A 12,762-nucleotide genomic window follows, 5' to 3' on the forward strand; every position below is an offset into this window, starting at 1 on the left:
GAAGTCACCCCTGATGCTCCGGTCCCCAAGGGAGAGACGACCGGCGGATGGGTGGAGTTTCGCGGCGCCGGGGCCGTTCGGTCGGATCGAGTCAGGTGAGGACCTTCACCACGCCCGTCAGGGCGAGCTGGACCAGGGCCAGCGGCACCAGCCCCGCCCAAGCCAGCTTCTGGAGCTGGTCCTCGCGCAGCCGCGGGAAGCTCACCCGCAGCCAGATCACCACGAACGCCAGCGCGAACACCTTGACCAGCGTCCACAGCCAGCCCGGCAGGAACGGGCCGTGCCAGCCGCCGAGGAACAGCACCGTGGTGAGGAACGACAGCACCACGATCCCGACGTACTCCGCCAGCATGAACAGGGCGAAGCGCATGCCGGTGTACTCGGTCATGGGGCCCATGATGATCTCGGACTCGGCGATCGGCATGTCGAACGGCGGCCTGCGCAGCTCGGCGAGCCCGGCGAGGAAGAAGACCACACCGCCGATCGCCTGCCAGGGCAGCCACCACCACTGCCACGCCTCGACGATCCCCGGGATGGACAGCGTGCCCGCGGCCATCGCCACCGAGGAGGCGGCCAGCACCAGCGGCAGCTCGTATGACATGAGCTGGGCGGCCGCGCGCATGCCGCCGAGCACGGAGTACTTGTTGGCCGAGGCCCACCCGGCCATGATCGAGCCGAGCACGCCGATGCCCATCACCGCGAGCACGAAGAACAGCCCCAGGTCGAGGTTCACCGCGACGCGGCCCTGGTCGATCGGGATGGCGATCATCACGACGAGGTACGGGACCAGCGCCACCCCGGGGGCGATCATGAAGATGCGCCGGTCCGCGGCGGCCGGGATGACGTCCTCCTTCTGCGCGAACTTCACCCCGTCGGCGATCAGCTGCGCCCACCCGTGGAAGCCCCCCGCGTACATCGGCCCGAGGCGCGACTGCATGTGCGCCATGACCTTGTGCTCGGTCTGCCCCACGATCAGGGGCAGCACCAGGAACACGGCGAGGATGACGACGAAGCTGATCACCACGTCAAGCATCGGGCGCTGCCCCCCAGTCGGCGGGAACTCCAGGCGGAAGGGTCCTGCGGCGGCTCGGCGAGCCGTGCCCGGACTCGCCGGGCTCCTTCGCGCCCGGCCACGCCTTGGCGACGCGGGCGGCGAGAACGAAGTCCTTGCGCAGCGGATGTCCCTCGAACCCGTCGGGCAGGAGCAGCGGCACCAGGTTCGGGTGGCCGTCGAAGACGACGCCGAACATCTCGTACGTCTCCCGCTCGTGCCAGTCGGCGCCCCGGTACACGCCGACGGCGGAGGGCAGGCGCGGGTCCGCGCGCGGCACACTCACGCGCACGAGGAGCCGGCGGCAGGCGGCCGGGTCGTACAGGTGCGCGACGACCGTGAACGTCTCGGGCGGCTCGTCCACGCCGGTCAGCCAGTCGAAGAACACGTAGCCGGAGTCCCTGAGCGCGGTCAGGACGTCGATCCAGTCGCCGGGGTCCGCGACGTCGAGGGTCGTCTCGCCGTACGACTCCGAGACCTGGACGCGGTCGCCGAAGCGCCCGGCGGTGTCCTCGGGGACGGGAGTCACACGTCACCGCCGGGTTCGCCGTGGGCGCGGGACAGGAGGTAGCGGTCGCCGAGCTTCTCGCCGGCGATCTTCTCCTGGAGCTTCATGATCCCGTACAGCAGCGCCTCCGGCCTGGGCGGGCAGCCGGGCACGTACACGTCCACGGGGATGATCTGGTCCACGCCGTTCGTGACGCAGTAGGAGTCCCAGTACGGGCCGCCGCTGTTGGAGCAGGCGCCGAACGAGATGACGTACTTGGGGTCGGGCATCTGCTCGTACAGGCGCTTGACGGCGGGAGCCATCTTGTCGGTCACGGTGCCTGAGACGATCATGAGGTCGGCCTGCCGCGGCCCGTTGGCGAACGGGATCACCCCGAACCTGATGAAGTCGTGCCGGCTCATCGACGTGGCGATGAACTCGATGGCGCAGCACGCCAGCCCGAAGTTGAACACCCACAGCGAATACCGCCGCCCCCAGTTGAGGACGAACCGCATCGGCTTGGGCGCCAGCCGGGAGACCGGCCCCACGGTGGGCATCGGGAGATCCGTCGCTGCCATGTCTCCATTGTCCCGCCTGATCGGCGTAAGGAGTAGAGGCGGGCCGATCTCCGGCCGAGGAGACTCAGAGGAGACTCAGGTCCAGGTGAGGACGCGCTTGCGCCAGGCGTACAGGATGCCGAGCGCGATGAAGCCCAGGAAGACGAACATCTCCACGAGTGTGGTCACGCCGTACCCGGGCGCGTCGAACACCGTCGCCCACGGGAACAGGAACACCGCGTCCACGGCGAACACCACGTACAGGTACGTGAAGACGTAGTAGCGGACCTGCGACTGGGCCCAGCCCTCGCCCACGGGGTCGACGCCGCACTCGTACGTGGTCAGCTTCTCGGGGGTCGGCCGGGTGGGGCGGAGCAGGCGGTTGGCCATGAGGGCGCCGGCCACGATCGCGACGCCTGTCGCGATCAGCACGGCGACCAGCGCATAGGACTCGAAGTAACCGTCCACCTCCCGATCGTAACCCAGTCAAACCTCTGGCCCTATAGTCTCAAATCGGGGTAAAACGGAAGATCACCCCCATAACCTGACACGTATGCACAAATTGCGCCATGTTGGTGGACTCGCGTTGCTCGGCCTCATGGCCGGCGGCTGTGGCCTCGGCTCGGGTTCCCATGAGCGCAACATCGTCGTGCCCTCGGACCCGACCCTGCTCCACTACGTCGACCCGGCGACGGTGGGCGGACTCGTCCCCAGGACGTTGAGCGGGGGCGAGAGCGCGCGCCGTTACGTGCACATCAGCTATCCGCGGGTCGAGGGCGCGCCCAAGCTCGACCAGGCGCTGAACAAGGAGGCCGAGCGGCAGCTGCACGCCTTCAGCGCCGCCGTGGACGCCGCCTCCTCCGACGCCCTCCGCCCCCGCGCCGGCGGCGCGCGGGCCGTCACGTCCCGCGCGAGCGCCCACGTCGGCGCGTCCCTGCGCCGTCCCGAGCTGAACGTCCAGTGGGACCTCACCGCCGCCTCCCCCGACGTCGTGGGGGTACGGCTGCGCACCGGCGAGTACCTCGGGGTCGGCTGGGCCCGCTCCACCAGGACCCTCTGGTACGACCGGCGGCGTGACCGGGCGGTCGGCTCGGCCGGGCTGCTCGCGGGCAAGGCGGCGCTCGGGGAGACGGCCCGGCTGGTCCGCCAGGGCCTGGAGCCGCGCGGCTCGACCGTGGACCTGAGCTCGGTCAAGGCGACCGACGAACGGCTCGACTCGATGGCGTTCAACCGGGCGGGCGACCTGGTCGTGGAGTTCGACGACTGCGAGATCGGGTCCTGCTCGCTGGGTCGGGTCGCGGTGGCCGTGCCGGCGTGGCAGGTCGAGCCGCTGCTGTCGGCGACGGGCCGGCTCGCGCAGGCCGCCGCCATGTCGGCGCCCAGGACGGCGAACCCCATCCCGTCCGACCCCGAGGAAGAGCCGGGCGGCTCTCCGATGACCAGCGGCATCACCCCGCGGCGGGGCGCGGGGCCGGGGGTCGGGGCCGGGACGCGGGCCGGGGCGGGCGTGGAGGCCGCGGTCCCCGCCGGCCCGGCGGCCGAGCGCGTGAACTGCGCCGAGACGAAGTGCGTGGCGCTCACGTTCGACGACGGGCCGGGCCCCGACACGCCGCGCCTGCTCGACGCGCTGCGCGCCGCCGACGCGCGCGCCACGTTCTTCGCCGTCGGCGTCAACGCCGTGGCCGATCCGTCGGTGCTGCGCCGCATGCATGACGAAGGTCACCTCGTCGCCAACCACAGCTGGGGTCACCGCGACCTGACGAAGATGCCGGTGAACAGGGTCGTCGACGGGCTCACCCGCGCCCAGGACGCCATCACGGCAGGCACGGGACGGGTGCCGGCGCTCGCCCGCCCGCCGTACGGCGCGGCGAGCACGGCGGTGCTGGACGCGGCGCGCCGGGTGGGCGTGGCGCTGGTCGGCTGGGACGTGGACGCTCGCGACGCCTTCGACCGCCCCGGCACGAGGCAGGAGGCCGGGGAGATCACCCGGCGTGTCGTCGGCGGCGCCCACGACGACGCGATCGTCCTCATGCACGACACCAACAGCGCGACCGTGGACGCGGTCCCGGGCATCCTCAAGGAGCTGCGCCGGAAGGGCTACACCTTCGTCACCGTTCCGGAGTTGTACGGCTCTGCAGGTATGGAGGCCGGGCACTTCTACCGCTCGGGGATCACCGTCGAGGCGGACCGCCCCTGAGATGGCGCACCCCTTAGGGGGACGTATAGTTGGCCCTCGTGACCCGAACCGTCCTCTTCGCCCGCCTGCATGTCGACCTCGGCAGGCTCGCGTCGGCGCTGTGTCACCCCTAGCGGTTCTCCGGCCTCCCCCTGACTCCCACCGCGTTTACCCGCGCTATGCGCAGAGGAAACGTGTTGAACCTCGCGAGGATCTAGCATGGAACTGAGAACGCGCCCCAAGCGACCGCGCATTGGCGCGTCGAGGAGGACTGAGCTGTGACGAAGCAGGTCCAGCAACTCGACCGCGTGATCATCCGCTTCGCCGGCGACTCCGGCGACGGCATGCAGCTCACCGGTGACCGCTTCACCGCCGGCACGGCGGAGTTCGGCAACGACCTGTCCACGCTGCCCAACTTCCCGGCCGAGATCCGCGCGCCCGCCGGCACCCTGCCGGGCGTCTCCAGCTTCCAGCTGCACTTCGCCGACCACGACATCCTCACGCCCGGCGACGCGCCGAACGTGCTCGTGGCGATGAACCCGGCGGCGCTGAAGGCCAACCTGGGTGACCTGCCGCGCGGTGCGGACATCATCGTCAACACCGACGAGTTCACCAAGCGCAACCTGCAGAAGGTCGGCTACGAGACCAACCCGCTGGAGGACGACGCGCTCGCCGAGTGGCGGGTCCACGCGGTGCCGCTGACCTCGCTGACGGTCAAGGCCCTCGAAGGCTTCGACCTGTCGAAGAAGGACGCCGAGCGCTCGAAGAACATGTTCGCCCTCGGCCTGCTGTCGTGGCTCTACCACCGGCCGATCGAGCACACGATCACGTTCCTCCAGCAGAAGTTCGCCAAGAAGCCGGAGATCGCCAAGGCCAACATCGCGGCCTTCCAGGCGGGCTGGAACTACGGCGAGACGACCGAGTCGTTCTCGGTGTCGTACGAGGTCAAGCCGGCCCGGCTGGCCCCGGGCGTCTACCGCAACATCTCCGGCAACCAGGCGCTCGCCTACGGCCTGATCGCCGCCTCGGTGCAGTCGAAGCTCCCGCTGTTCCTCGGCTCGTACCCGATCACCCCGGCCAGCGACATCCTGCACGAGCTGTCGAAGCACAAGCGGTTCGGCATCCGCACGTTCCAGGCGGAGGACGAGATCGCGGGCGTCGGCGCGGCGCTGGGCGCGGCGTTCGGCGGCGCGCTGGGCGTGACGACGACCTCCGGTCCGGGAGTGGCGCTCAAGGCGGAGACCGTGGGCCTCGCGGTCACCACCGAGCTGCCGCTGATCGTCGTGGACGTGCAACGGGCCGGGCCGAGCACCGGCATGCCGACCAAGACGGAGCAGACCGACCTGCTGATGGCCATGTTCGGCCGCAACGGCGAGTCGCCGGTGCCGATCGTGGCGCCGATGTCGCCGAGCGACTGCTTCGACGCGGCGGTCGAGGCGGCCCGGATCGCGGTGAAGTACCGCACGCCGGTCATGCTGCTGTCCGACGGCTATCTCGCCAACGGCTCCGAGCCGTGGCGGTTGCCGGAGGTGTCCGACCTGCCGGACATCTCGCAGGAGTTCACCACCGTGCCCAACGGCGACGACGGCGAGTTCCTGCCGTTCAAGCGGGACACCGAGACGCTGGCGCGCCCGTGGGCGATCCCCGGCACGGCGGGCCTGGAGCACCGCATCGGCGGCATCGAGAAGGCCGACGGCACGGGCAACATCTCCTACGACCCGAACAACCACGACCACATGGTCAGGGTGCGCGCCGCCAAGATCGCCGGGATCGACGTGCCCGACCTGGAGGTGGACGACCCCGACGGCGACGCCCGGGTGCTCGTGCTCGGGTGGGGCTCGACGTACGGGCCGATCGCCGCGGCGGTGCGGCGCATCAGGAAGAGCGGCGGCAAGGTCGCGCAGGCCCACCTGCGCCACCTCAACCCGCTGCCCGCCAACACCGGCGAGGTCCTCAAGGGCTACGACAAGGTGCTGCTGCCGGAGATCAACCTCGGGCAGCTCGCGCTGCTGCTGCGGGCCCGCTACCTCGTCGACATCATCAGCTACAACCGGGTGCGCGGCCTGCCGTTCAAGGCCGAGGAGCTGGCCGGAGTGATCCAGGACGTGATCGACAGTGACTGAGCTGCTCAACGGGAAGGGCCTGTCCCTCATCCCCAAGACGGATGCCAAGCAGACCCTGAAGGACTTCAAGTCCGACCAGGAGGTCCGCTGGTGCCCCGGCTGCGGCGACTACGCGATCCTGGCCGCGGTGCAGAGCTTCCTGCCGGAGCTGGGGTTGCGGCGCGAGAACATCGTGTTCGTCTCGGGCATCGGCTGCTCCTCGCGCTTCCCGTACTACCTCAACACGTACGGCTTCCACTCGATCCACGGCCGCGCGCCGGCGATCGCGACGGGCCTGGCCGCGAGCCGGCCGGACCTCAGCGTGTGGGTGATCACGGGTGACGGCGACGCGCTGTCGATCGGCGGCAACCACCTGATCCACGCGCTGCGCCGCAACGTCAACCTCAACATCCTGCTGTTCAACAACAGGATCTACGGCCTGACGAAGGGGCAGTACTCCCCGACCTCCGAGGTCGGCAAGATCACCAAGTCGACGCCGATGGGGTCGCTGGACAAGCCGTTCAACCCGATCTCGCTGGCCCTCGGCGCGGAGGCGTCGTTCGTGGCCCGCACCATCGACTCCGACCGCAAGCACCTGCAGTCGGTGCTGCGCGAGGCGACCGCCCACCGCGGCACGTCGCTGGTGGAGATCTACCAGAACTGCAACATCTTCAACGACAACGCCTTCGAGCCGCTCAAGGACCCCGAGGTCCGCGACGACATCACGCTCCGGCTGGAGCACGGGCAGCCGATCGTGTCGGCGTCCAAGGCGGTCGTGCGGGGCGACAACGGCGGCATCCAGGTGGTGCCGCTCGCGGAGGCCCCGGCGGAGCGGATCGTGGTCCACGACGCGCACTCGCCCGACCCGTCGGTGGCGTTCGCGCTGTCGCGGCTGGACGAGCCGGCGTTCGAGCACGTGCCGATCGGCATCTTCCGCCAGGTGGACCGGCCGGCGTACGACGTGCTGATGGCCGAGCAGCTCGACGAGGCCGTGGCGCAGCAGGGCCAGGGCGACCTCACGGACCTGCTGATGGGCGGCGACACCTGGCGCATCAGCTGAGGCGATGGACCGAGGATGAGGGGACGGCGAGCAGCCGTCCCCTCTGTCATGTCTGGGGGGACACATGCCCGGGTCGCTGGTGACGGGCGCCACCGGCTTCATCGGCTCGCACCTGGTCCGGCGGCTGGGGCTGTCGGGCGAGGCGCACGGGGTGAGCCGCTCGGAGCCGCCGGCCGTGCCGGGGGTGACGTGGCACCGGGCCGACCTGCGTGACGCGGCGGCGGTGGAGAGTCTGCTCGCCGCGGTGCGGCCGGACGTGGTGTACCACCTGGCGGGCGAGGTGGACGGCGCTCGCGAGACCGGGACCGTGCTGCCCACGCTGCAGGGCAACCTGACGAGCACGGTCAACGTGCTGGCGGCCGCGGCCCGGTCGGGCAGCCGGGTGGTGCTGGCGGGGTCGAGCGAGGAGCCGCGGCCGGGCAACGGGCACGCGGCGCCGCCCTCGCCGTACGCGATGGCCAAGGCCGCGGCCTCGGGGTACGCGGACCTGTTCCACCGGCTGTGGGGCGTTCCGTACACGATCGTGCGGCCCACCATGGTGTACGGGCCGGGGCAGCGTGACGGGACGAAGCTGGTGCCGTACGTGACGCTGTCGCTGCTGCGGGGCGAGGAGCCGCGGCTGACCAGCGGCGCGAAGGTGGCGGACTGGGTGTACGTCGACGACGTGGTGGCGGCGTTCGCCGCGGCGGGCGCGAGCGGGCGGGCCGTGGGGCGGGCGTTCGACGTGGGCACCGGGGTACGGGCGTCGGTCCGCGAGGTGGTGGAGCTGCTCCACCGGATCGTGGGGAGCGGCCGCGGGCCGCGTTTCGGCGCGGTGTCGGACCGGCCGCTGGACGTCCCGCAGGCGGCCGACACCGGTCCGGCGCGGGAGCTGCTCGGCTGGGAGGCGGGCGTCGGGCTGGAGGAGGGCCTGCGCCGGACGGTCGCCTGGTACGCGGCCCGTCAGGGTGTGATCCGGTAGATGTGGTAGGTGCTCTCCGTGGCGAAGGCGTCGGTGAACGCGCCGCCGCTCACGGGGACGCGCCGGTTCTCGAAGAGCACCTCGACCCGGCCCGCCGGGAGGCCGGGCGGCAGCGTGAACGTGCGCGTCCCCGGACCGCCGTCCAGGCCCGGCATGGCGAACAGGTAGAAGGAGCCGCCGTACCGCTTGAGCATCGTGTCGACGCCCTTGCCGAAGTCGTGGGCGAGCGACTGGGTGTTGAGGACGGGGGCCAGCTCCTTGATCTGCCTGTTCACCTCGATGACGGCGGGCCTGGTCCGCACGCCGCACGCGTCGCGCAGGACGTGCTGGCTCTGGCACGGCCCGCCGAAGCTGTGGTTGAAGTAGACGACGCCGCGGGCGCCGTGGATGAGGGAGCTCATGACGGCGCCCTTGAGCTCGGCGGGCTCGATCGGCCGCTTGTCCTCGGGCGCGGGCCGGCCGACCTCGACGAACGCGTAGATGGGCTGCCGCTTGCCGTCGAGAGCGTCGAGCCTGCGCTGGCGGTCGATGAGCAGGCCGTAGTTGGCGGCCCTGGTGCACTGGCCGGCCCGGAACTTCAGCGAGTTCTGGGCGTCCAGGCAGGCGTAGTAGCTGGTGTACCAGTAGACGTCGAGGGAGACGAGGTCGGTGTAGTCGTTGACGAACCGGCCGGCCTGCCGGTCGTTCTGCCAGATCATGACGCCCTTGCCGTAGTTGGCGTAGTGCGGCCGGCCGTCGTTCTTGGGCAGGCGGTCCTTGAGCGTCTTCATCACCGTGTAGCCGCAGCGCTCCTTGTGCGGGTCGTCGGGGACGCACAGCGGCCCCTGGCCGGGGAAGTTGCCGGTCCAGCCGTCGTCGCCGGGGCCGGCCCACATGTCGGCCTCGTCGGTGATGAGCCAGGCGACGGTCTCGGCGCCGTAGCCCCCGATCGGCTTGCCGGTGATGGCGAACATGCCGTTCTTCCTGATGAGCGCCATGTCGCTGGTCTCGGTCAGCTCGACGTACGTGTTGATGCCGGCCTCGCGGTCCTTGTCCACGTCGTCCTGGGTGATGACGGACTCGTACCAGACGCCGACCGGGAAGAAGGAGGGGTCGGTCCAGCCGGCGGCGGCGGTGGCCGGGAAGCGGCCGTAGTAGGCGGGGCCGCCCTCCCAGTCGACGGGCTTGAGCGCGGGCGCGGCAGGCGCCGGGCCGGTCGGCGGCGGGTTCTCGGCGCCGGGCCCGGCCGGGCGCAGGTTGAGCACGGCCCAGACCACGGCCGCCGCGACGAGCACGGCAGCCAGGGCGAGGAGCGGGCGGGGGACCCGCATCAGCGCTCCCCCTCGGCCAGCGCCATGAGCTCGCGGGCCCGCGTGGACCAGGACGCGTCCAGCACGGACGCGCGCAGCTCCCCGGCCGTCGCCGGGCCGCCCGTGTCGAGCGTGAGCTTCACGGCCTCGACGAACGCGGCGTGGCCGGCGGCGACCCTGACCCGGCCGGTGTAGGCGGCCAGCTCGGCGAAGTCCGTGCTGACGACGGGCAGGCCGAGCGCCAGGTACTCCTTGAGCTTGATCGGGTTGGCGTGCCGGATCCAGGCGTTGTCCTGCCACGGCATGATGGCCACGTCGAAGCCCGACCCGTATTCGGGTATCCGCTCGTACGGGCGGAAACCGAGCCAGTGGACGTTGGGATACTTCGTCAGCCGCTCCATCGGCGCGGTGGCGTCGCCGATGAGCACCAGCGACGCGTGCGGCAGCTCGACGGCGACGCGTTCGAGCAGGTCGAAGTCCACGACGAAGTCGTCCAGCGCGCCGAAGAAGCCGATCCGCGGCCCGGGGACGGCGGCCAGGTCGGGCGGGAGCGCGGCGGTGCGGGTGAAGTGGCCGAGGTCCACGCCGTGGTCGAGGAAGTGCGCCCGGTCGCCGGTGAGGGGGCGCTCGTCCGCCATGAGGGCCCGGCTGGCGTAGACGACGCGGTCGGCGCGGGCCAGCAGCGCGCGCTCCAGCGCGCCGATGGTGGCGGCGTCGGCCTCGGGGAACGCCGAGTGCCTGTCGGAGCGGTTGAACACCAGCGACCTCCTGGCCATGGGGCGCACCACGTCCCACGCCGTGGGGATGGTGACCACGACGACCGGGCGGCGCATGCCGAGCGCCCGGCACACCGCCGTCACCTGGGCCCGGACCAGCACCGCGTTCAGGCGGCGCAGCAGGGGCGAGCCGTAGAAGGGCAGCGGCAGCGGCGACATCACATGGAAGCCGGGCAGCGGCTCGCGCACGAGCTTGGCGACGCTGCGCAGCTTGCGGGTGATCCGCCGGAGGACCTGGGTGGACCTGCCGGGGGTGGGCATGCGCATGCCGATGCTGTTGACGATCAGCACCTCGCGGTGGGCGGCGATCGAGCGCATGAGCTGGAAGTCGGAGTGCGCCTGGTTGTGGTACCACCAGTCCTGGGCGGAGAAGCAGACGTAGCCGGGCGGCTCGGGCGTCTCCCGGGGCCAGCGCGGCATGCGCCACAGGGCGCGCAGGGCGGCCCGGTGGCGTGCCCCGCCGCTCGCGCCCCGGGTGGCGGCGCGCAGCGCCTCGTTGAGCGCGACGGCCAGGCGCATGAGCAGGGCGCGCGGCCGGCCGTGACGCTGACGGTGGAGCCTGACCCGGTTCGCCGCGGACAACGCCCACAGCCGGCTGGAGGTGGACTGCTCGCCGCCCAGGTGGACCGCGCGGGCGGCCGGCACGTACCGGACGGCGAAGCCGCGGTCCCCGGCGCGCAGCATGTACTCGGTCTCCTCCGAGTACAGGAAGTAGCGCTCGTCGAGGGGGCCGGTCGCGTCGAGGCAGCGCCGGGAGACCAGCCAGGCCGCGCCGGTCGCCCAGTCGGCGGTGCCCGGCCGCTCGTACGCCTGCTCGGCCACGACCAGCTCGCCCAGCGCGGGGACGCGGCCCGCCCGGTGGCCGCCCAGCAGCGCCTCGCCGAACGCCCGCAGCACGGTGGGGCGGCGCCGCAGCGAGAGGTGCGGGTGGCCGGAGTCGTCGGTGAGGCGCGGGACCGTGATGCCGGTGCCCGGCTCGGCCAGTGCCTCCCGCAGGGCCGTGATCGCGCCGGGGTCGAGCCGGATGTCGGGGTTGAGCACGAGCACGTCGCAGCCGGGGGCGGCGGCGATCCCGGCGTTCACGGCGGCGCCGAAGCCGGCGTTGCGGCCCGTGGAGACGACCTCGACGGCGGGCAGCGCCTCCCGCGCCCGCGCGAGGGTCGCGTCGGCCGAGTCGTTGTCCACCACGATCACCCGGGCGTCGCCCGCTCCGGCGGCGGCCAGGGAGCGCAGGCAGTCGCCGACGACCCGCTCACTGAAGTAGGTGACGATCACTATCGCGAGCATGCGGGCGTGGCCTCTCAGGAGCGTCGGGTCGAGCTTGTCGGGTCAAGGGCGTCGGAAGCGGCCGAGGAGGGCGCCGGCGAGCAGCGCGACGGCGAAGGGGGCGTCCTCCCGCAGGTAGCGGCGGGCCAGGCGGCGTGGCTCCAGGGCGAGCCGGTGCAGCCACTCGCCGCCCACGCTCTGCAGGGCGCGCGGGGCCCGGCTGAACCGGCCGGCGGCCATCGGGATGGCCGCGCCGCACCCGAGGAACCAGGTGGCGGGCAGCGCGGCCCGCAGGCCCTCGATGACCCGCTCCTGCTTGGGGAAGCCCAGACCGACCAGCACGAGGTCGGGGCGGGCCGCGAGCACCCGCTTCGCCACCTCGCGCCGCCCCTCGGCGTCGGTGTCGAACCCGTACGGCGGCGAGTGGGTGCCCGCGATCCGCAGCGCGGGGCTGCGCGCCACGAGCGCCGCCGCGGCGGCCTCGGGCACGCCGGGGTCGCCGCCCAGCAGGTAGACGGAGCGGCCGTCCGCCGCGGCCCGCTCGGACAGGGTGTGGACGAGCGAGGCGCCGGTCACCCGCTCCGGGATCGCGGCCCCGGCCAGGCGGCCCGCCCACACGACCGGCATGCCGTCGGCGACGACCAGCTCGGCTCGGGCGACCAGCGCGGCCAGGGCGGGGTCGCGGGTGGCGGCTCTGACGATGTCCACGTTCGCGGTGACGATCGCGCCGCCCCGGCCGTCCGCCCAGGACCGGGAGACGTGCTCGGCGACCGCCGTCTCGGTGAGGGCCAGGATGTGGACCGCTCCGACGCGCACGCGCGCCGGTGGGGTCGTGAGGAAGGGATCCGCCGGAATGGTGTCGCTCCTTCGCGCAGCCGACCTAACATCACGACCTTTCACGAAATAATCGGCATAAGAGACAAAGCCGTTACCTAAGGCGGTCGAGGCTCGCTCGACCTGCGATTCCGGCGCGCCGGTCGAGGATCGCTCGACCAGGTCGGGCGAGGGCTTCCGGTGCGGCGGGCGGGCGGCGATCA

General features: G+C 72.0%; 12 protein-coding genes. 5 read left to right on the forward strand and 7 right to left on the reverse strand.

Going from position 1 to position 12,762, the window contains the following annotated elements; translation table 11 throughout:
• Positions 1 to 91: 91 nt before the first annotated feature.
• The 4 genes from nuoH to MTP10_RS01775 all read right to left on the reverse strand — a co-directional run bounded on the left by nuoH (position 92) and on the right by MTP10_RS01775 (position 2,563).
• Complete coding sequence (gene nuoH, locus MTP10_RS01760; RefSeq protein ID WP_310707147.1) at positions 92 to 1,033, reverse strand: NADH-quinone oxidoreductase subunit NuoH; 942 nt, start codon at positions 1,031 to 1,033, stop codon at positions 92 to 94.
• Entirely contained in the window at positions 1,026 to 1,580 is a 555-nt protein-coding gene (locus MTP10_RS01765; protein ID WP_310707148.1) for an NADH-quinone oxidoreductase subunit C, read from the reverse strand. Before MTP10_RS01765 ends, nuoH begins: the two co-directional genes overlap by 8 nt.
• The gene (locus tag MTP10_RS01770; RefSeq protein ID WP_310707525.1) at positions 1,577 to 2,095 is read right to left on the reverse strand and encodes an NADH-quinone oxidoreductase subunit B family protein; all 519 of its coding nucleotides are present in this window, start codon (positions 2,093 to 2,095) and stop codon (positions 1,577 to 1,579) included. The genes MTP10_RS01765 and MTP10_RS01770 overlap by 4 nt, the downstream gene beginning before the upstream one ends.
• A gap of 96 nt (positions 2,096 to 2,191) precedes the next feature.
• On the reverse strand, positions 2,192 to 2,563 hold the full coding sequence (locus MTP10_RS01775) for an NADH-quinone oxidoreductase subunit A (protein ID WP_310707149.1): 372 nt from the start codon (positions 2,561 to 2,563) through the stop codon (positions 2,192 to 2,194).
• 85 nt (positions 2,564 to 2,648) lie between these two features.
• On the opposite strand from MTP10_RS01775, the gene MTP10_RS01780 reads away from it, so the two are divergent.
• The 5 genes from MTP10_RS01780 to MTP10_RS01795 all read left to right on the forward strand — a co-directional run bounded on the left by MTP10_RS01780 (position 2,649) and on the right by MTP10_RS01795 (position 8,394).
• Positions 2,649 to 4,292, forward strand: coding sequence for a polysaccharide deacetylase family protein (locus MTP10_RS01780; protein WP_310707150.1), 1,644 nt, complete (start codon positions 2,649 to 2,651; stop codon positions 4,290 to 4,292).
• A gap of 38 nt (positions 4,293 to 4,330) precedes the next feature.
• Positions 4,331 to 4,405, forward strand: coding sequence for a putative leader peptide (locus tag MTP10_RS41875; protein ID WP_355437855.1), 75 nt, complete (start codon positions 4,331 to 4,333; stop codon positions 4,403 to 4,405).
• Positions 4,406 to 4,549: 144 nt separating this feature from the next.
• Positions 4,550 to 6,394 (forward strand): 2-oxoacid:acceptor oxidoreductase subunit alpha, encoded by a 1,845-nt coding sequence (locus MTP10_RS01785; RefSeq protein ID WP_310707151.1) that lies wholly within the window; start codon positions 4,550 to 4,552, stop codon positions 6,392 to 6,394.
• Positions 6,387 to 7,433 (forward strand): 2-oxoacid:ferredoxin oxidoreductase subunit beta, encoded by a 1,047-nt coding sequence (locus MTP10_RS01790; protein ID WP_310707152.1) that lies wholly within the window; start codon positions 6,387 to 6,389, stop codon positions 7,431 to 7,433. Before MTP10_RS01785 ends, MTP10_RS01790 begins: the two co-directional genes overlap by 8 nt.
• A 64-nt stretch (positions 7,434 to 7,497) precedes the next feature.
• Entirely contained in the window at positions 7,498 to 8,394 is an 897-nt protein-coding gene (locus MTP10_RS01795) for an NAD-dependent epimerase/dehydratase family protein (protein ID WP_310707153.1), read from the forward strand.
• On the opposite strand, the gene MTP10_RS01800 is transcribed toward MTP10_RS01795, so the two are convergent.
• Genes MTP10_RS01800 through MTP10_RS01810 form a run of 3 tightly spaced genes read right to left on the reverse strand, consistent with a single transcriptional unit; the run spans position 8,376 to position 12,541 of the window.
• Positions 8,376 to 9,704: a hypothetical protein gene (locus MTP10_RS01800; protein ID WP_310707154.1), complete on the reverse strand. Its 1,329-nt coding sequence runs from the start codon at positions 9,702 to 9,704 to the stop codon at positions 8,376 to 8,378. The genes MTP10_RS01795 and MTP10_RS01800 overlap by 19 nt on opposite strands.
• A complete protein-coding gene (locus tag MTP10_RS01805; RefSeq protein WP_310707155.1) occupies positions 9,704 to 11,746 on the reverse strand; it encodes a glycosyltransferase in 2,043 nt (680 codons plus the stop codon). Before MTP10_RS01805 ends, MTP10_RS01800 begins: the two co-directional genes overlap by 1 nt.
• Positions 11,747 to 11,788: 42 nt before the next feature.
• Positions 11,789 to 12,541 (reverse strand): WecB/TagA/CpsF family glycosyltransferase, encoded by a 753-nt coding sequence (locus MTP10_RS01810; protein WP_310707156.1) that lies wholly within the window; start codon positions 12,539 to 12,541, stop codon positions 11,789 to 11,791.
• Positions 12,542 to 12,762 lie beyond the last annotated feature (221 nt).

Source organism: Nonomuraea sp. 3-1Str (assembly GCF_031570565.1).
Taxonomy (GTDB): Bacteria; Actinomycetota; Actinomycetes; order Streptosporangiales; family Streptosporangiaceae; genus Nonomuraea.